The organism is Cedecea neteri (genome assembly GCF_000758305.1).
GTDB classification, from domain to species: Bacteria; Pseudomonadota; Gammaproteobacteria; order Enterobacterales; family Enterobacteriaceae; genus Cedecea; species Cedecea neteri_C.
In genome coordinates this window covers 2,167,254-2,185,910 of sequence record NZ_CP009458.1, presented here as the reverse complement: position 1 = coordinate 2,185,910, position 18,657 = coordinate 2,167,254, and the positions used below count along the sequence as shown (strand labels likewise).

Here is an 18,657-nt window from a genome sequence, read left to right as displayed (position 1 = left end):
GTGAATACTTGGGAAAAAATGTTCCGGGTTTATTATGCGACTTCTGAATCGGCTCAATCAGTTCCAGCGTTTATGGCAGCCTTCCGGCGGGGAACCGCAGCAGGTGACCGTTGCTGAGCTTGCCGAGCGCTGCTTTTGTAGCGATCGTCACGTCAGGACGCTGCTTAATCAGCTTGAAGACGCGGGCTGGCTGCGCTGGCGCGCACAGTCTGGCCGCGGCAAACGCGGTGACCTGACGTTTCTGGTTTCACCGGAAAATGTCCGTTCCGGCATGATGGAGCAAGTTCTGGATAAGGGCCAGCATCAGAACGCGCTGGAGCTGGCCCAGCTTGCGCCGGAACAGCTTCGCCAGCTATTACAGCCGTTCCTTGGCGGCCAGTGGCAAAACGATGTCCCGACGCTGCGTATTCCTTATTACCGCCCTCTCGATCCCGTCGCCCCTGGTTTTCTGCCGGGTCGGGCCGAGCAGCATCTCGCCGGGCAGGTGTTTTCCGGCCTCACGCGTTTTACCCGTGAAAGCCCGGAGCCCCAGCCTGACCTCGCCCATCACTGGCAAATATCCAACAATGGTCTTTGCTGGGACTTTTTTATTCGCTCGACCCTGCACTGGCACAACGGCGAGCCCGTAGAAACCCATCAGCTTCAACAGCGACTGATGATGTTGCTGGAGCTGCCCACCCTGCGGCGGCTGTTTATCAGCGTCAAACGTATTGAGATCCCTCACGCGCAGTGCCTGCGCTTTATTTTGCATCGGCCGGACTATTGGCTCGCGCATCGTCTGGCGAGCTACTGCAGCCGCCTGGCCCACCCGCAGGATACACAGCTGGGCTGCGGCCCATTCCGCATTGTCAGCTTCAAGCCGAACCTGGTGCGACTGGAAAGCTTTGAAAGCTATCATCTGAAACACCCGCTGCTGAAAGCCATCGAATACTGGATCACCCCACAGCTCTTCGAAACCACGCTCGGCACAAGCTGCCTGCATCCGGTGCAAATCGCCATCGGCCAGCAGGATGAGCTGGAGAACCTGCGCCCGGTTAGTAATAGCATCAGCCTGGGTTTTTGCTATCTGGGGATCAGGCCACAGGGAAGGCTCAGCGCAGAGCAGGCCAGAACAATCATGCAGATTGTCCGGGAGCCGGAGATGATCGCTACGCTGCCGCTTAACAGTGAGCTGATCACGCCTAATCGGGAGATGATCCCTGGCTGGCAGATTCCCGGCTGGGATACGCACACAGCCGTCACGTTACCGAAAAAACTGACGCTGGTTTACCATTTGCCGGTCGAGCTTCATGCGATGGCTCTTCAGCTGAGGCACTATCTGGCAGAGCGCGGCTGCGAACTGACGGTGATTTTTCATGACGCCAAAACCTGGGCTGGCTGCGAAGATTTAGTCCAGGCAGATATCGTGATGGGCGACAGGTTGATTGGTGAGGCCCCGGAATACACCCTTGAGCAATGGCTGCGCAGCGATGTACTGTGGCCCAATTTATTAAGCGCCGGGCATTACGCGCACCTGCAGGCCACGCTGGATGCCGTGCAGGCGTCCCCTCCTTCCCATACACGTAATGAAGCTCTGAAAGAAGTTTTTCATGGCCTGATGCGGGAGGCCGTGGTCACGCCGCTGTTTAATTATCGCTACCAGATAAGCGCCCCACCCGGCGTGAATGGCATTGAACTGAACGCCTGGGGCTGGTTTGATTTTTGTGAAGCCTGGCTCCCGCCGCCGGGAATGGCGTGAAGAAGCTGGCTCACACCCTGGCAGGGCGTTACCATACCCTTTTCCAGACACCCTTATGAACGACAGGATAGAGAATGAAACGTACAGTCGTGGTTTTCAGCGGCGGACAGGACTCCACCACCTGCCTGATTCAGGCCTTACAGCAGTACGACGAAGTCCACTGCGTGACCTTTGATTATGGCCAGCGCCATCGGGCAGAAATTGATGTGGCCCAAAAGCTGTCGTTAAAGCTTGGCGCCCGTGCGCATAAAGTCCTGGACGTTACCCTGCTGAACGAACTGGCGGTGAGCAGCCTGACGCGAGACAGCATTCCGGTGCCGGGTTACAACCCAGAGGATAAAGGCATCCCAAGCACGTTCGTACCGGGCCGCAACATCCTGTTCCTGACTCTGGCGGCGATTTACGCTTACCAGGTTGAAGCGGAATCCGTGATAACTGGCGTCTGCGAAACGGATTTCTCTGGCTACCCTGACTGCCGCGACGAGTTCGTCAAAGCGTTGAACCACGCGGTTAGCCTCGGGATGGCAAGAGATATCCGCTTTGAAACGCCGCTGATGTGGCTGGACAAAGCGGAAACCTGGGCACTGGCCGATTACTGGCAGAGCCTGGAAACGGTCCGTCAGGAAACACTGACCTGCTACAACGGCATCCAGGGTGACGGCTGTGGCGAATGCGCCGCCTGCAACCTGCGAGCTAATGGCCTGAATCACTATCTGGCCAACAAACCCGCAGTCATGGCTGCAATGAAGCAAAAAACTGGCCTCAAATAAAACATAACGGCGTGGTCACAAGCCTCTGTCGATAGAAGAAATACCTGACGGTTTGTAAAAAAGACAGGAAAATCAATTTATTGATTTTCGGCTGATAATCACAAAGAGGGAAAAACCACGCTTTTTCCCTCTTTGTCAGCAATTTTAGGCACTCATCATCTGTTCCAGTTTCTCACGCAGTTCACCTTCCAGCGGAACGGCCTTTTGCGTCTTTAAATCAATACAGACGAAGGTCAGCAGAGCATCGGCCACGGCTTCGCCTTCAGGCTCCAGCGTTACCACCTGGCTCAACACACCGCTTTTACCGTTAATCTGCTGGAGTTTGCTGTCAATGCGCAGCAGGTCCCCAAGCACCGCCGGACGGCGGTAGCTAATATTGATGTTCACTACGATAAAAGCGATGTTGTGTTCCGTCATCCACTGGAAGCCTGTCGTTTTTTCCAGCCCTTCCCAACGGGCCTCCTCGAGAAACTCGAGATAACGAGCGTTGTTAACGTGTTGGTAGACATCCATGTGGTATCCACGAACTTTGATATGTGTCTGCATAGCGCGAAGCCCTTGTTCTGTTTTTGTTGTCATCGGGTGAAGGTAAGCGAGGTCATACCCCAGAAACTGGTATGACCTCTAACTCAGCGTAGCAAACTTTCTTCTTCAGGTGGAAGCCTGAGCACGTAAACTCAAAGTTTTATGCGAGCCAGGTTACGTTCCACCAGCGATGCGCCAATGCCCGGGACCTCCTGCAGCTGATCGAGCGTTTTAAACGGGCCGAATTCGTCACGGTAGTTGACGATGGCCTGTGCCTTTTTCAATCCCACACCGTTCATTTTCTGGGCAAGTTCTTCCGCCGGGGCGCTATTGATACTCACCAGCCCCTCACCTTGCTCCGCCGTTTTGGCAGGGGCAGTTTTAGGCTGCGTTGCTGCCGTGCTGGCCGGAGCCGAACCCGCTTTTTCTGCGGCGGCATGCGCCGGGGCGCAGCCAAGTAAACCGGCCAGAACGAGTGAAAGTGAAAATGCTTTGATGCCTGATGTCATGCTGTGTCCTCCATGTATGTTGACAGCCCGGTCACCATAGCGAGGATAAAAATCAGGAACAAACACCGGATTTAAAATGTGGAAAAGGCCGCGAAAGCGGCCTTCAGGTATTACACTGCGTTGCAAATATTTGCGAGGATTACTGCTGTTGGTCGATGATATCGCCCAGTTTAATCTTCGCTTCTTTACGCAGGTTGGACATCAGCGCTTCAAAAGCAATCTGGGCATTGTTCTGGGTGATCCCCTGCACCATCGCTTTTTTCTGCTCGTCCGGCATTGAGCCTGCTTTCACTTCATCCAGAGACAGCAGCACTACGTTGCCCAGCATATCATTGGCGACGCCATAGCTCGGCTTGTCTTTCGCCGGTAAAGGCAGCCCAAAGGCGGCCTGGCTGATCGGATCCTGCCCGGTACGGCTCAGGGTTTTCGCTTCACCGAAGCTCAGGCCAGCGGCTTTCATGTCGTCACTGCCTTTGCCCAGTTTCAGCGCATTCAGCAGCTTGTCGGCATCCAGCTTCGCCTGCTGCTCAGCTTTTTGCTGCTTCACGGCAGCAATCACCTGGTCACGCACTTCAGAGAGAGGTTTAACTGCTTCGGCTTTGTGCTCGGAAACACGCAGTACGAAAGCGCGATCGCCATCAACGGTGATAATGTCTGAGTTGCTGCCCGGCGAACCGTTCTCACCCACCAGACCGCCGCTGAAGATAGCATCGGCAACTGGTTTGAAGTTCAGCTCTTCAGGCAGGTTGTCGTGACCAAACCAACCGGTTTCAACCGCTTTAACGCCCGCGACTTTCTCGGCGCTTGCCAGAGATTCGTTGTCGTTGCTCGCGGCATCGCTGACTTTCTGCTGCAGCGCATAGTAAGCATCAACGGCTTTTTCCTGCTTCACTTTCGCCACGATGCCGTCGCGGACTTCCGCCAGCGGCTTCACAACGGCTGGCTGGATATCATCCAGACGAACAATCAGGAAACCAACGGAAGATTTCACGACGCCGGACAGCTGGCCTTTTTCTTTCAGGCCGGCATTTTTTAGTTCGTCAGGCGTGGTGGAGGCTTCCAGCCAGCCCATGTCACCACCGTTGCGGGCAGAGATAATATCAGCCGATTTGGCCTTCGCCAGCGCGGCAAAATCGCCGCCCTTGTTCAGCTCGTCGAGAATCGCTTTCGCTTCGTCTTCGGTTTTGGTCTGAATCACGCTGTAGCGGTTGCGCTGCGGCTGGGTGAATTCATCTTTGTGCTGATCGTAGTAAGCCTGAACGTCTGCATCACTGGCCTCTTCCTGCATGGAAGCAGCGTCCAGCTTGATGTAGCTGACTTTAAACTGTTCAGGGGTGATGTAGCGGTTTTTGTTCTGCTCGTAGTTGGCGTTAATTTCCTGCTCGGAAGCGTCTTGCTTCGCGGCCAGCGCTTTCACATCGATAGTGGCTTCACGCACGACGCGCTGCTGAGAGACCAATGCTGCCAGCTCGTCGGTTTCACCAGTGAGCATAAAGTCGGTGCCGACCACGGCTTTGATCAACTGGTCGGTGGTGAGCTGATTACGCAGCGCCTGTGCATATTGGTCGGCAGTTAATCCCATGTTGCCGATGATGGCGTTATAGCGAGCGTTATCGAATTTACCGTTATTCTGGAAGGCAGGCTGGCTGAAGATAGCCATTTTCACCTGCTCGTCGCTGATGCCGAGGCCCAGATGTTTGGCGTACTGGTCAAGCAGCGCTTCATCAATCAGCTGGTTGAGCACCTGCTGACGCATTTGCTTCATGTAGCCTTCGTTACCGGCGAGAACGGAGAACTGATCGCCCAGTTGCTGCTGCTGGCGATTACGTTCGTTCGCTACGGCATTTTCGAACTGACCACGACCAATCTCCTGGCCATTTACTTTTGCGGCATAATTATTGTTACCGCCAGTCAGGTAGCTACCCACGCCAGTCAGAACGAATGACAAGATAATCAAACCCAGAATGATCTTGAGCACGACATGGTTAGCCGCCGCTCGTAAATTGTCCATCATGGTGTAACAACACTCCGCTGTAGTATGACTTGGTAAACCTGCGCAGGCGCTAAGCTGGCATCCCTAATGACTCAAGCTGCCCTGTGCTGCGCGCAAGGGCGTATTGTGACAAGAAACCCGCTGCAAATCATCAACACCTGCGTAAAATTCGGCTTCAGGCAATAAAAAAGGCACATCAAACGATGCGCCCCTGCGATACCTGACACCATCTACCCCAGTCAGTCGGGGCTAATAAATCAGTTAACAGCGTCTTTCAGCGCTTTACCAGCACGGAAGCCTGGTACTTTTGCTGCGGCGATGGTGATTTCTTTACCGGTTTGAGGGTTGCGGCCGGTACGGGCAGCACGCTCTTTAACAGCAAAGGTACCAAAACCTACCAGTGCTACGTCTTCCCCGGACTGCAGAGATTCAGTAACAGAAGCAATAACAGCATCTAACGCACGTCCAGCCGCGGCTTTAGAAATATCAGCACCTGCGGCAATTTTGTCTATCAGTTGAGATTTATTCACTCTTCTCTTCCTCTCTTTATAATTTATATCGCACCTGATATCCCTCAGGCGCGACCGCGCAGCAGTTATAACAGGCTCGTCATGCCCTTACAACAGGAGTTGTGGACGATAAGCTCAGCCAGCAACTAAATTAGCGACACAAAAAAAAGCTGGCAAGTGACAATTCACTTACCAGCCCTAATTTTATTGACTGTATTTGCGTCAGGTCACTATTTTGCGGTGACAACCTGCATGCCAGAAGGCTCATTCTGCAGCGCGAGGGCCAGAACTTCCTCAATACGCTTCACAGGATGAATAGTCAGGTCTGCAATCACGTTGTCCGGAATTTCCTCCAGATCGCGCTTATTGTCGTCCGGGATTAGCACGGTTTTGATGCCGCCACGGTGCGCTGCCAGCAGTTTCTCTTTCAGGCCACCAATCGGCAACACCTGGCCACGCAGGGTAATTTCACCTGTCATTGCCACATCGGCACGAACCGGGTTCCCCGTCAGGCAGGACACCAGCGCGGTACACATTGCGATACCGGCGCTTGGGCCGTCTTTCGGCGTCGCCCCTTCTGGCACGTGAACGTGAATATCACGTTTCTCGTAGAAATCACCGTTAATACCCAGTTTTTCCGCACGAGCACGAACGACGGTCAGCGCCGCCTGGATAGACTCCTGCATAACTTCACCGAGGGAACCGGTATAAGTCAGCTTGCCTTTACCCGGCACGCAGGCGGTTTCGATGGTCAGCAAGTCGCCGCCCACTTCCGTCCACGCCAACCCGGTCACCTGCCCTACGCGGTTTTCACTGTCGGCACGGCCGTAATCAAAGCGCTGCACCCCAAGGTAATCCTTCAGGTTGTCGCCGTTGATTTCGATGTGCTTGAGTGATTTGTCCAGCAGCAGCTGTTTAACCGCTTTACGGCACAGCTTGGAGATTTCACGCTCCAGGCTACGGACGCCCGCTTCGCGAGTGTAGTAGCGGATAATGCCCACAATGGCGCTGTCATCCACTTTCAGCTCGCCTTTTTTCAAGGCATTGCGCTCAATTTGCTTCGGCAGCAGGTGCTGTTTGGCAATGTTCAGCTTTTCGTCTTCGGTATAGCCGGACAGGCGAATCACTTCCATACGATCCAGCAATGGCGCCGGGATGTTCATGGAGTTAGAGGTCGCCACAAACATCACGTCACTGAGATCGTAGTCCACTTCCAGGTAGTGATCGTTAAACGTCACGTTCTGTTCTGGATCAAGCACTTCCAGCAGCGCAGATGCAGGATCGCCGCGCATGTCGGAAGACATCTTGTCGATTTCATCCAGCAGGAACAGCGGGTTTTTTACCCCGACTTTGGCCATCTTCTGAATCAGTTTACCCGGCATAGAGCCAATGTAAGTCCGGCGGTGACCACGGATTTCCGCTTCATCACGCACGCCGCCCAGCGCCATACGCACGTATTTACGACCCGTGGCTTTAGCGATGGACTGACCCAGAGAGGTTTTACCTACCCCCGGCGGCCCAACCAGGCACAGAATTGGCCCTTTCAGCTTGTTCACGCGGCTCTGGACTGCGAGGTATTCCAGAATGCGATCTTTCACACGTTCCAGACCGTAATGGTCGGTATCGAGGATTTCCTGCGCCTGACGCAGATCTTTTTTGACCTTGCTGCGGGCGTTCCACGGAACCTGCACCATCCAGTCGATGTAGCCGCGAACCACGGTGGCTTCCGCAGACATCGGCGACATCATTTTCAGCTTCTGCAGCTCGGCTTCGGTTTTCTCGCGCGCTTCTTTCGGCATTTTCGCCGCGTCAATTTTGCGCTTCAGCGCTTCATTTTCATCAGGCGCATCGTCCATTTCGCCCAGTTCTTTCTGAATCGCCTTCATTTGCTCATTCAGATAGTACTCGCGCTGGCTTTTTTCCATCTGCTTTTTAACGCGGTTGCGAATGCGTTTCTCAACCTGCAGCAGATCGATTTCCGACTCCATCATCGCCATCAGGTATTCAAGACGCTCGTTGATATCGGACATCTCAAGCACAGATTGCTTGTCCGACAGCTTAAGCGGCATATGGGCGGCAATGGTATCGGCCAGACGTGCAGGATCGTCGATGCTATTCAGCGACGTCAGTACCTCTGGTGGAATTTTTTTGTTCAGTTTGATGTAGCCTTCAAACTGATTGATTGCGGTGCGAACCAGGACTTCCTGCTCGCGCTCTTCAATCGCCGGCGAGTTCAGGTACTCCGCCTGCGCAGAGAAATGGTCGCCGTTGTCAGACAGCGTGGTGATACGTGCGCGCTGAAGCCCTTCTACCAGTACTTTTACCGTACCGTCAGGCAGTTTCAGCATCTGCAGAATTGAAGCAACGGTACCTACAGTGAACAGGTCGTTAACACCTGGCTCATCCGTCGAAGCCTCTTTCTGCGCCACCAGCATGATTTTCTTATCATGGTCCATTGCAGCTTCCAGGCAGCGAATGGATTTTTCACGCCCGACAAACAGTGGAATAACCATGTGCGGATAAACCACCACATCGCGCAATGGCAATACGGGGATTTCAATGCGTTCAGAACGCTCAGGATTCATAGAGCTCTCTCTTAGTTTAATGTCCGCCAGGTGATTTGGTGAACGCTTCTCGCTCCACCAACAAGTAAATCAGTATATGGGGCTGTTTCCTGGACATTCAACTGTGGGAATGCAGGAAAAATAAATGGGGGATAAAATCCCCCATTTTCTTATTAACTGACTGGTTATTCTGGCGAATTATTCACCGGATGCCTGTTGCGCTTCCGGCTTACCATAAATTAATAGCGGCTTGGACTGGCCAGCGATGACGGACTCGTCAATCACCACTTTTTCCACGTCATCCAGAGATGGCAGATCGTACATGGTGTCCAGCAGCGCGCCTTCCACGATGGAACGCAGGCCACGAGCACCGGTTTTACGGATCATCGCTTTCTTCGCAATCGCGTCGAGCGCTTCATCACGGAATTCCAGCTCTACGCCTTCCAGATTGAACAATGCCTGATACTGTTTGGTCAGGGCATTTTTCGGTTCTTTCAGGATCTGGATCAGCGCGTCTTCGCTCAGTTCGCTTAAGGTTGCGACAACCGGCAGACGACCGATGAATTCAGGGATCAGACCGAATTTGATCAGATCTTCTGGTTCAACCTGGCCGAGCAGCTGGCCTTCGCTGGCTTTCTCAGACTTCGCTTTTACCGTTGCGCCGAAGCCGATACCAGAACCCGTTTCCACGCGGTTAGCGATAACTTTATCCAGGCCTGCAAATGCACCACCGCAGATAAACAGAATCTTGGAGGTATCAACCTGCAGGAACTCCTGCTGTGGATGCTTACGGCCACCCTGAGGTGGAACGGCAGCCACGGTGCCTTCAATCAGTTTCAGCAGCGCCTGCTGCACGCCTTCACCGGACACGTCACGGGTGATGGACGGGTTATCAGATTTGCGGGAGATTTTATCGATCTCATCGATGTACACGATGCCGCGCTGGGCTTTCTGTACGTCGTAGTCGCATTTCTGCAGCAGCTTTTGAATAATGTTTTCAACGTCTTCGCCAACGTAACCTGCTTCGGTCAGCGTGGTTGCATCGGCCATGGTAAATGGCACATCCAGCAGGCGAGCCAGCGTTTCTGCCAGCAGCGTTTTACCGCTACCGGTTGGGCCGATCAGCAGGATGTTACTTTTACCCAGTTCAACGCCGTTGGACGTGTCGCTGTTACGCAGACGTTTGTAGTGGTTGTAAACCGCAACCGCCAACACTTTTTTAGCCTGCTCCTGACCGATAACATAATCGTCAAGATGGTGGCGAATTTCGTGCGGCGTTGGCAGCGCGCTGCGTTCACGGTGCGGCGCAACTTCTTTAATCTCTTCGCGAATGATGTCGTTACATAAATCGACACACTCATCGCAGATATACACTGACGGCCCGGCAATCAGCTTGCGCACTTCATGCTGGCTTTTGCCGCAAAAAGAGCAGTACAGCAGTTTGCCTGAACCGTCTTTGCGCTTATCTGTCATCAGTAAAACCTCTTCTCTTTTCTGTGTGCTACCACCGGTAGCACAAGTGCCATTCTACGGCGCAGCCGATAGTGAAGCGTTAAGTCAGGCCGCGACTTTGACTATAGTATAGCGGCCTAAAGCTTCGGGCATTAGTTACGGTGAGTCAGGATCGAATCGACTAAACCGTACTCTACCGCTTCGCTTGCGGAGAGGAAACGATCGCGCTCGGTGTCTTTCTCGATTTGTTCAAGCGATTTGCCCGTATGTTCCGCCATCAGCTCGTTCATACGTGCTTTCACTTTCAGGATCTCTTTAGCGTGGATTTCGATATCCGTCGCCTGGCCCTGATAGCCGCCCAGCGGCTGGTGAATCATGACGCGGGAGTTCGGCAGGCAGAAACGCTTACCTTTTGCCCCAGCGGTCAGCAGGAATGCACCCATAGAGCAAGCCTGGCCCATACAAATGGTGCTGACGTCCGGCTTAATAAACTTCATGGTGTCGTAAATCGACATCCCGGCCGTAATTACGCCACCCGGAGAGTTGATGTAAAGATAGATATCTTTTTCCGGGTTTTCTGCTTCCAGAAACAGCATCTGCGCCACAATCAGGTTAGCCATATGATCTTCTACCTGACCGGTCAGGAAGATGACGCGCTCCTTAAGCAGACGAGAATAGATATCGTATGAACGTTCGCCGCGGGATGTTTGTTCAACAACCATCGGCACCAGGGCCATATGGGGTGCTAATTGATCTCGTTCGCCACTGTATGACATGTCCGTCTCCTGGAGTAATTAAGCCTACTGTACTGATTCTACTTGAGACGCAGGATATTGACTATGTTCCTTGCGCCGATTCTGGACGGAGTCAGTCAGGGATTGTTAATGGAACCTCACCCGAATAATGGGGATGATTTGCCCTGTTTCAAGCATAACAACCTTTTGTTGTTACGCTAACCCTGAAATGGGGATTTATTGATGGCTTATCGTGTGATTTAGCAATAAAAAAAGCCCGCCACCAAAAGGTGACGGGCCTGATGCTGCAGTTTTTGGCTAATTAGCCAAAAAGCACTTATGCCTGCTGGTTCATCAGCTCGCTGAAAGTGGTCGCTTTTTCGGACACTTTCGCTTTAGCCAGAACAGCTTCAACAGCCTGTTCTTCCAGCGCAACGTTGCGCATGTTGTCCATCAGCTCTTTGTTTTTACCGTAGAACTCGATGACTTCAGTCGGATCTTCGTAGGCAGAAGCCATTTCTTCGATCAGACCTTTCACACGCTCTTCGTCAGCTTTCAGCTCGTGGGTACGAATCACTTCGCCCAGCAGCAGACCAACAACTACGCGACGTTTAGCCTGCTCTTCGAACAGTTCACGTGGCAGTTCCAGAGCCTGTTTCTCGTTGCCACCGAAACGCTGTGCAGCCTGACGACGCAGAACGTCGATTTCGCCGTCGATCAGCGCAGCTGGCACGTCGATGTTGTTGGCGTTAACCAGACCGTCGATTGCCTGAGATTTGATGCGGTTACGCACGGCGCCTTTCAGTTCGCGATCCATGTTTTTACGCACTTCGGTACGCAGACCAGCCACGGAACCATCTTCCACGCCGAAACGCTTGATGAACTCTTCGGTGAATTCTGGCAGCTCACGTGCTTCAACTTTCTTCAGCACGATGTCGAACTTCGCCGCTTTCCCTTTCAGGTTTTCAGCGTGATATTCTTCCGGGAAGGTCACTTCGATAGTGAACTCTTCGCCCGCTTTGTGGCCAACGATACCGTCTTCGAAGCCAGGGATCATACGGCCCTGACCCATTGCCAGCACGAAGTCAGAGGCTTTGCCGCCTTCGAACACTTCGCCGTCAACGGAACCGGTGAAATCGATGGTAACGCGATCTTCTGCGGTCGCTGCAGCGTCGCTGTCTTTCCAGGTTGCCTGCTGCTTGCGCAGGGTGTCCAGCATCGCATCAACGTCTTCGTCGGTCACTTCAACAACCGGTTTTTCAACTTCGATGGCTTCCAGACCCTGCAGCTCAACTTCTGGGTACACTTCGAACTCTACCGCGTAGGTGAAGTCTTCGCCCAGTTTGTATTCGCCCGGCACATAGTTAGGTGCGCCAGCCGGATTGATCTTCTCTTTGATGATCGCATCAATAAAGTTGCGGCTCATCAGTTCACCCAGCACGTCCTGGCGTACAGATGCGCCATAACGCTGAGCAACTACGGTCATCGGCACTTTACCCTTACGGAAGCCGTCGATACGTACTTTTTTAGCCACGTTGACCAGCTCGCTTTTTACAGCGGTTTCGATGCTGTCTGCAGCGATGGTAAGCGTGAGACGGCGGCCAAGGCCCTGAGTGGTTTCAACTGAAACTTGCATCTTGTTACCTCAAAAAATCACAGTGCTCGGTCAACTCTGGAAGCCCTGTTGGCTTCACAGAACCAGGATGTTCTCTGAATCAGAAACACATTCCCTGTCGTCAGAATCATCCCGAAGACATTCAAAAAATAAGACGCAGCATTATAGCGGCATCGCTGGGGTGAGTCGAGAACGGCAATAGCGCTCGGCTGCGGCCTTTTTCACACTTCTTTGTCATTTATTCTTTTTTGCCAGCGCCCTTAAAGAGGCAGACAAAACAAAACGGCCCGCAGGCCGTTTTTGGAAACGCAGTATACATACCGCAACATAACGGAAAAGTTCCCTTAGTTGCAAACGCTTAGCGGTTAATCAGGCAATGCTGCCCGCGCCACGGCAGTTCGGGGAGGCGAACACGGTATCCTGCAGTCCTTCCCACTCTTTGACGGTGTAAGTATGCAGCGCCAGCGCGTGTACCGGGCCTGCCAGTTCCTCGCTTAATGTGCCATAAATCATGCGATGGCGGTTTAAAAAGCGTTCGCCGGTAAAACGATCGCTAACCAGCACGACCTTGAAATGGCTTTCGGAACCCGCCGGGACATTGTGACGATAGCTTTCATCCACGACTTCCAGGTACGCGGGGGTAAAGGCGGCTTTTAACTTCTCTTCTATCTGCTCGCGTATCAGCATGAACTTTCTCCTCGACAACGTAGAGATGCCACTCATCCCTTTAAATGTTAGCCGCTTTTAGCCAGATTTTGCTTTGAACACAACAAAAATTTAACTTTCGTGGGCCATTCTTCACCCGGTTATCAGAACGTTCATAGGGTTAAGGCACTAAACCGAATGAAAAGTGTCAGAAGGTTTTGCTGAAGCCCGGAAAAATGGCAACGCGATGAAATTCCGTGCGTTAAGCACTTCCCCTGCACGACCGCAGTGTTATGATGGCGTGATTTTTTATCAGCCTGCCCTTTGAGTACATTGAGAAAGCGAACATGTTAAAAAAATTACTTTTCCCGCTGGTTGCCATGTTTATGCTGGCCAGCTGCGCAACACCGCCAACCACCATTGAAGTGTCGCCAAAGATCACCCTGCCACAACAGGATCCAAGCCTGATGGGCGTTACGCTAAGCATCAACGGTGCCGATCAGCGTACCAGCCAGGCGCTGGCGAAAGTGACCCGCGACAATCAGCTCGTCACGCTGACGCCATCCCGCGATCTGCGCTTCCTGCTGCAGGAAGTGCTGGAGAAGCAGATGACCGCTCGCGGCTATATGATCGGGCCAAACAGTCCGGTTGACCTGCAGATCATCGTTAACCAACTGTATGCCGACGTTTCCCAGGGTAACGTGCGCTACAACATCGCGACCAAAGCGGATATCTCCATCATTGCTACCGCGAAGAACGGTAACAAGATGACCAAGAACTACCGCTCCAGCTATAACGTTGAAGGTGCGTTCCAGGCCACCAATAAAAATATCGCTGCCGCGGTTAACTCCGTGCTGACCGATACCATTGCGGATATGGCTCAGGACACCAGCGTTCACGACTTCATTAAGCAGAACGCTCGTTAATTTTTACCCCGTTGGCCTGCTCACGCGGGCCAACAACAGAGTTTGTACAATTCCCCTATGTCCAATCATTATCTGCGCATCTTTCAGCAGCCGAAATCAGCCATTTTGCTGATTCTGGGCTTTGCCTCCGGCCTGCCTTTAGCCCTGACTTCAGGGACGCTTCAGGCCTGGATGACCGTCGAAAACATCGACCTGAAAACCATCGGTTTCTTCTCGCTTGTGGGCCAGGCCTACGTCTTTAAGTTTCTTTGGTCGCCGGTAATGGACCGCTACACCCCGCCACTGCTTGGGCGTCGTCGTGGCTGGCTATTGATTACGCAAATTCTGTTGTTGGTGGCAATTGCCGCCATGGGATTCCTTGAACCCTCCTCGCAGCTGCGCTGGATGGCTGCCCTGGCGGTGATTATCGCCTTCTGTTCTGCCTCTCAGGACATTGTTTTTGATGCCTGGAAAACCGACGTTCTGTCTGCCGAGGAGCGCGGGACCGGTGCCGCCATCAGCGTGCTGGGATATCGCCTGGCAATGCTGGTTTCCGGCGGCCTTGCGCTCTGGCTGGCGGACCGCTATTTGGGCTGGCAGGCTACTTACTGGCTGATGGCTGCCCTGCTCGTGCCCTGTATTATCGCTACGCTGTTAGCGCCAGAGCCTACCGATGCAGTTCCCGTCCCTAAAAGCCTGGAGCGCGCCGTCGTTGAGCCGCTGCGTGACTTCTTTGGCCGCAACAATGCCTGGCTAATTTTACTGCTGATTGTGCTTTATAAGCTGGGTGATGCCTTTGCCATGAGCCTGACCACCACGTTCCTGATCCGCGGCGTTGGCTTTGATGCCGGTGAAGTCGGCGTGGTGAATAAAACTTTGGGGCTGTGCGCCACTATTTTCGGTGCGCTACTTGGCGGGATGCTGATGCAAAAGCTGACGCTGTTCCGCGCCTTGCTGATCTTCGGCATTTTGCAGGGCGTGTCCAATGCCGGCTACTGGCTGCTGTCGGTAACGGATAAAGACATGATGACCATGGCGAGCGCGGTGTTCTTCGAGAACCTCTGCGGCGGCATGGGCACTGCGGCCTTCGTGGCGCTGCTGATGACGCTGTGCAATAAGTCATTTTCAGCCACCCAGTTCGCGCTGCTTTCCGCGCTTTCCGCCGTGGGCCGCGTGTATGTCGGCCCGATTGCGGGCTGGTTCGTGGAAGCCCACGGCTGGCCGACGTTCTACCTGTTCTCTGTCGTCGCAGCAGTACCGGGGATCCTGTTATTGCTAGTCTGTAAGCGCACTCTGGAATTCACCCAGCAAAACGAAACCTTCATGTCACGTAGCGAATTTGCCCCGGCTTACCGCCTGGCGCTGCGTATACTGGGCTTTGGCTGCCTGCTGCTGGCGGCGTGGCTGCTGGTGATTATCTGCAATGCGCTGGGGCTGACCGAATGGACGTTTGGGTTACAGCTGCTGGAATGGGGCGCTTTGTTTGCCATCGGCGGGATTCTGTTTGGTGGCCTGCTGGACTTCCTCGCCCTGCGCAAAACAGCACTTATCTGATAAGAATAAAAAACCGGGCGGATGACCGCCCGGCCTGAGAGAGCCGGCAAGGTTATTCCTGCCGGCTTTTTTATCGCCTTAAGCCAGCGCGTGTGCCGCTGCGTTTTGCCCGGCGAGCGTACCGAAGATGATGATATCGGCGACGGCGTTGCCGCCGATACGGTTGGCACCGTGAATGCCGCCCACCACTTCACCCGCAGCCCAGACGCCCTGAATCACCTGATGCTGCTCAGTCACTACTTCTGCGCTGGTGTTAATAGTGACACCGCCCATCGTGTGGTGAACCCCCGGCGCAATGCGGATCGCATAGTATGGCCCGGTGTCCAGCGGGAAACGCATCCCGGTGGTACGCCCAAAGTCCTCGTCCTTTTTCTGCTTCACAAAGCCGTTGTAGCGGTCCAGCGTTTGCTGCAGCGCGTGCGCATCCATATTCAGCTTCACCGCCAGCTCTTCCGCCGTTGGGGCGCTGATCACAAACCCACGGGCAATGTATTCATCCGCCGCTTTGTTGTTCTGCCGTACCTGCTCATCAAACAGGATCCAGGCACTTTTTTCCGGCAGGGCGATAATCTCTGCGGAAACCTTGTCACGGGTTTCCAGCTCATTGAAGAAGCGCTGCCCTTCCTGACTGACCAGGATAGCCCCGCCGCCGCGAATGGACTCGGAGATCAGATAAGAGGTGGTTTGCTCCACGGTCGGGTGGATCTGGATCTGATCCATGTCTACCGTGCCAGCGCCGATTTTCTCCAGCAGAGCAATACCGCTCCCGGTCGCCCCTTTATGGTTGGTGGTCACAAAACCTTTCAGTTCCGGGCGGTAGTGAACCACCATTTTACGGTTGGCGCTGAAGCCACCGGTGGCTACCACCACGCTTTTCGCCAGCAGAATATGGTGCTCGTTATATTCGTTAGCAACCTTAACTCCAGTTACCACGCCGTTTTCATGCAGGATCTCTTCCACGGTGGTATCCAGCAGAACGTCGATGCTGCGCTGGTTGACGTTGTTGACCAGGCCGCTTATCAGGAAGCCACCGACAGCCGAGCGGTCTGCCGGGCGGTGCGTACGGTCAATGCTCATCCCGCCGGTGATGGTTATATCGTTCAGGACGATGTCCAGACTTGCCAGCCAGTCAATGGCACCCGGCGCGCGCTCAACGAACTCTTTCAGAAGTTCGGTATTGTTTCTGAATTTACCGCCTTTCAGCGTCTCATCGTAGAACAGCTCTTTGCTGTCTTTAATGCCCTTCATCGCCTGGAAACGCGTTTCCGCGGCGTTCATGCCCACGGAGGCTTTGATGGTGTTCCCGCCGATGGTTGGCATCTTCTCGATGATCACCACGCGGGCACCGGCGTCAGAAGCACGAATAGCCGCCGCCAGACCAGCGCCCCCGCTGCCGATTACCGCCACGTCGTAGCTTTGAGGCGCATCCGGATTGCCGCCTTCTTCAATAACGTGTTCTTTACTAGACGTGGTCATCGCGCGGGAGACCGCTTTCTTCAGGGCCTCACTTTGCGCCGTTGCCCCGGTCACCGCATCAACATACGGGCTGTTGGCCACCAGCATACGCGAGCGCAAAATTTCGAAACTTGGGGTGAAGTCGACATCCACCGAATCGTCCTGCACCAGAGTAATGTCGGTGATACGGTCCGTGTCGAGCGTAACGCTGATTTTGAGTTTGAGCGCCTCGGCCTCCACTTTCTCCTGGAAGACCCCGGCTTTGTATTTGCGGCCAGACGTACTGGTGTCGCGGATCATGGCATCGACCAACGAGAAGCGCCACAGCGGCTCGGGGATCAGCAGCTCTTCGCGCTTGGTGCTGTCGATGAACAGATCGAGAGTTTCATTTTTCAGTACGCGATCGGCCCAGTCCGGATAAGCAATACAGGCTTTACCGACGGCAATCAGGTCGTAACCCAGGCCCAGCGCTTCTTCGGCATCGCGGCGGTTAACAACTCCGCCTACCCCGATAACCGGCACTTTCGCCAGCGTTTCAGAGCGCATTGCCAGATACTTGTTGATCAGCATGGTCGGGTCTTTGGTATCGACGATCGAAGCACGCTTGAAATAACCCACGGAGAAGTGAAGGTAATCCACGCCCCTTTCCGCCAGCTTTTCCAGCAGGTACATGGTGTCGTCAAAGCGAATGCCCGGCACCTCAATCTCTTCCGGCGAGAAACGGTAGCCGATAATAAAGGAAGCATCGGCGAAGCGGCTGGCCATTTTGTGGGTGATTTCCAGCACTTCCAGCGGGAAGCGAGCCCGGTTGTCGCGGCTACCGCCCCACTTATCGTCACGCTGGTTGGAGTTTGGTGAATAGAACTGCTGGATCAGGTAAGTGTTTGCGCCATGAATCTCCACGCCGTCGAAACCAGCTTTGATGGCACGGTTAACGGCATCGCCAAACTTGGTGATCATCACCTCCACTTCTTCGGCTGTCAGGGCTTCTGGCGTGGTGGCCCCTTCACGCGGCGCGGCAATGGCGCTTGGCGCGACGGGCTTCTTGCCGCCAATCAGCTCCGGCTCAACCATTCGGCCACCGTGATAAATCTGGAGGATTGCTTTAGAGCCACGGGATTTAATCGCGCTGGCAATGCGCGCGAGGCCAGGAATTTTGTTGTCACTGTCGATAGCCAGCGCGCCAGGGAAAGCCGGACCTTTAGGATCGATAAAGCAGCATTCGACGATAACGGTGCCGATCGTGCCGGCGCGTTCGCGGTAATACTCAACCAAATCGCTCGGCACGCTACCGTCGTAAAAACCGGTACAGGTGGTCATCGGCGCCATGATCAGGCGGTTTTTTAGCACCGCGCCGTTGGGCAAGGTGAGTGGCTTCAGGATCGGAGTTTTGGAGTTCATTCTTTATCATTCCAGCAGGTGAGGTCGACATTGTCCGGCACTCAATGAATAGCCCCGGCAGGCAACACAATTATCAGGAGTAACGTAATTTGAATTAGGGAACAGAAACGGCAATTTTGCGGAATATATTTTTCGAATGTTAGTCAACGCCTTAAAAAAAGCAAATACAAATAATAACCATAAATAACAAAAGGTTTTATATCACTTTGCTTCTACTGAATAGTCGGTGGCAATCAGCGAAGCGGCTTATTTACATCAGGTTACGATTTGATCTTTAACCACCTAAAG

At 53.8% G+C, this 18,657-nt stretch carries 14 protein-coding genes; 4 read left to right on the top strand and 10 right to left on the bottom strand.

Going from position 1 to position 18,657, the window contains the following annotated elements:
• The first annotated feature begins 34 nt into the window (after positions 1-34).
• Together LH23_RS10185 and queC are read left to right on the top strand one after the other, a co-directional pair.
• Positions 35-1,738 (top strand): SgrR family transcriptional regulator, encoded by a 1,704-nt coding sequence (locus LH23_RS10185; protein ID WP_039290792.1) that lies wholly within the window; start codon positions 35-37, stop codon positions 1,736-1,738.
• A 74-nt stretch (positions 1,739-1,812) separates the two neighbouring features.
• On the top strand, positions 1,813-2,508 hold the full coding sequence (gene queC / locus LH23_RS10180) for a 7-cyano-7-deazaguanine synthase QueC (RefSeq protein ID WP_039290790.1): 696 nt from the start codon (positions 1,813-1,815) through the stop codon (positions 2,506-2,508).
• Between the two features lie 144 nt (positions 2,509-2,652).
• Here queC and LH23_RS10175 read toward each other — a convergent pair whose 3' ends face one another.
• The 9 genes from LH23_RS10175 to bolA all read right to left on the bottom strand — a co-directional run bounded on the left by LH23_RS10175 (position 2,653) and on the right by bolA (position 13,096).
• Positions 2,653-3,054, bottom strand: coding sequence for a YbgC/FadM family acyl-CoA thioesterase (locus LH23_RS10175; protein ID WP_008454627.1), 402 nt, complete (start codon positions 3,052-3,054; stop codon positions 2,653-2,655).
• 131 nt (positions 3,055-3,185) lie between these two features.
• Positions 3,186-3,542 (bottom strand): ComEA family DNA-binding protein, encoded by a 357-nt coding sequence (locus LH23_RS10170; RefSeq protein ID WP_039290788.1) that lies wholly within the window; start codon positions 3,540-3,542, stop codon positions 3,186-3,188.
• 139 nt (positions 3,543-3,681) lie between these two features.
• The gene (ppiD, locus tag LH23_RS10165; RefSeq protein ID WP_039290786.1) at positions 3,682-5,556 is read right to left on the bottom strand and encodes a peptidylprolyl isomerase; all 1,875 of its coding nucleotides are present in this window, start codon (positions 5,554-5,556) and stop codon (positions 3,682-3,684) included.
• Positions 5,557-5,792: 236 nt separating this feature from the next.
• Entirely contained in the window at positions 5,793-6,065 is a 273-nt protein-coding gene (gene hupB, locus LH23_RS10160; protein WP_008454620.1) for a nucleoid-associated protein HU-beta, read from the bottom strand.
• A 209-nt stretch (positions 6,066-6,274) separates the two neighbouring features.
• Positions 6,275-8,629, bottom strand: a complete 2,355-nt coding sequence (gene lon / locus LH23_RS10155) for an endopeptidase La (RefSeq protein WP_008454618.1) — start codon at positions 8,627-8,629, stop codon at positions 6,275-6,277.
• Between the two features lie 177 nt (positions 8,630-8,806).
• Complete coding sequence (clpX, locus tag LH23_RS10150) at positions 8,807-10,081, bottom strand: ATP-dependent protease ATP-binding subunit ClpX (RefSeq protein ID WP_008454617.1); 1,275 nt, start codon at positions 10,079-10,081, stop codon at positions 8,807-8,809.
• 131 nt (positions 10,082-10,212) lie between these two features.
• The gene (gene clpP, locus LH23_RS10145; RefSeq protein WP_008454616.1) at positions 10,213-10,836 is read right to left on the bottom strand and encodes an ATP-dependent Clp endopeptidase proteolytic subunit ClpP; all 624 of its coding nucleotides are present in this window, start codon (positions 10,834-10,836) and stop codon (positions 10,213-10,215) included.
• Positions 10,837-11,131: 295 nt separating this feature from the next.
• The gene (gene tig, locus LH23_RS10140) at positions 11,132-12,430 is read right to left on the bottom strand and encodes a trigger factor (RefSeq protein ID WP_039290784.1); all 1,299 of its coding nucleotides are present in this window, start codon (positions 12,428-12,430) and stop codon (positions 11,132-11,134) included.
• A 348-nt stretch (positions 12,431-12,778) separates the two neighbouring features.
• Positions 12,779-13,096 carry a transcriptional regulator BolA gene (gene bolA / locus LH23_RS10135; protein WP_008454607.1) on the bottom strand — a complete coding sequence of 106 codons (318 nt, stop codon included), beginning with the start codon at positions 13,094-13,096 and terminating at the stop codon, positions 12,779-12,781.
• Between the two features lie 305 nt (positions 13,097-13,401).
• Between bolA and LH23_RS10130 the strand changes: the two genes are divergently transcribed.
• Positions 13,402-13,980 (top strand): lipoprotein, encoded by a 579-nt coding sequence (locus LH23_RS10130; protein ID WP_039290781.1) that lies wholly within the window; start codon positions 13,402-13,404, stop codon positions 13,978-13,980.
• Between the two features lie 57 nt (positions 13,981-14,037).
• Positions 14,038-15,513 carry a muropeptide MFS transporter AmpG gene (gene ampG / locus LH23_RS10125; RefSeq protein WP_039290780.1) on the top strand — a complete coding sequence of 492 codons (1,476 nt, stop codon included), beginning with the start codon at positions 14,038-14,040 and terminating at the stop codon, positions 15,511-15,513.
• Positions 15,514-15,591: 78 nt separating this feature from the next.
• Here ampG and LH23_RS10120 read toward each other — a convergent pair whose 3' ends face one another.
• Positions 15,592-18,369: a flavocytochrome c gene (locus LH23_RS10120; protein ID WP_039290779.1), complete on the bottom strand. Its 2,778-nt coding sequence runs from the start codon at positions 18,367-18,369 to the stop codon at positions 15,592-15,594.
• Positions 18,370-18,657: the final 288 nt, after the last annotated feature.

Bases quoted from the DNA above. Each gene is read 5' to 3' on its own strand.
- clpP (WP_008454616.1), bottom strand. From the start codon at position 10,836: ATGTCATACAGTGGCGAACGAGATCAATTAGCACCCCATATGGCCCTG.
- lon (WP_008454618.1), bottom strand. From the start codon at position 8,629: ATGAATCCTGAGCGTTCTGAACGCATTGAAATCCCCGTATTGCCATTG.
- clpX (WP_008454617.1), bottom strand. From the start codon at position 10,081: ATGACAGATAAGCGCAAAGACGGTTCAGGCAAACTGCTGTACTGCTCT.
- bolA (WP_008454607.1), bottom strand. From the start codon at position 13,096: ATGCTGATACGCGAGCAGATAGAAGAGAAGTTAAAAGCCGCCTTTACC.
- ppiD (WP_039290786.1), bottom strand. From the start codon at position 5,556: ATGATGGACAATTTACGAGCGGCGGCTAACCATGTCGTGCTCAAGATC.
- LH23_RS10170 (WP_039290788.1), bottom strand. From the start codon at position 3,542: ATGACATCAGGCATCAAAGCATTTTCACTTTCACTCGTTCTGGCCGGT.
- LH23_RS10185 (WP_039290792.1), top strand. From the start codon at position 35: ATGCGACTTCTGAATCGGCTCAATCAGTTCCAGCGTTTATGGCAGCCT.
- ampG (WP_039290780.1), top strand. From the start codon at position 14,038: ATGTCCAATCATTATCTGCGCATCTTTCAGCAGCCGAAATCAGCCATT.
- LH23_RS10130 (WP_039290781.1), top strand. From the start codon at position 13,402: ATGTTAAAAAAATTACTTTTCCCGCTGGTTGCCATGTTTATGCTGGCC.
- queC (WP_039290790.1), top strand. From the start codon at position 1,813: ATGAAACGTACAGTCGTGGTTTTCAGCGGCGGACAGGACTCCACCACC.
- tig (WP_039290784.1), bottom strand. From the start codon at position 12,430: ATGCAAGTTTCAGTTGAAACCACTCAGGGCCTTGGCCGCCGTCTCACG.
- LH23_RS10175 (WP_008454627.1), bottom strand. From the start codon at position 3,054: ATGCAGACACATATCAAAGTTCGTGGATACCACATGGATGTCTACCAA.
- LH23_RS10120 (WP_039290779.1), bottom strand. From the start codon at position 18,369: ATGAACTCCAAAACTCCGATCCTGAAGCCACTCACCTTGCCCAACGGC.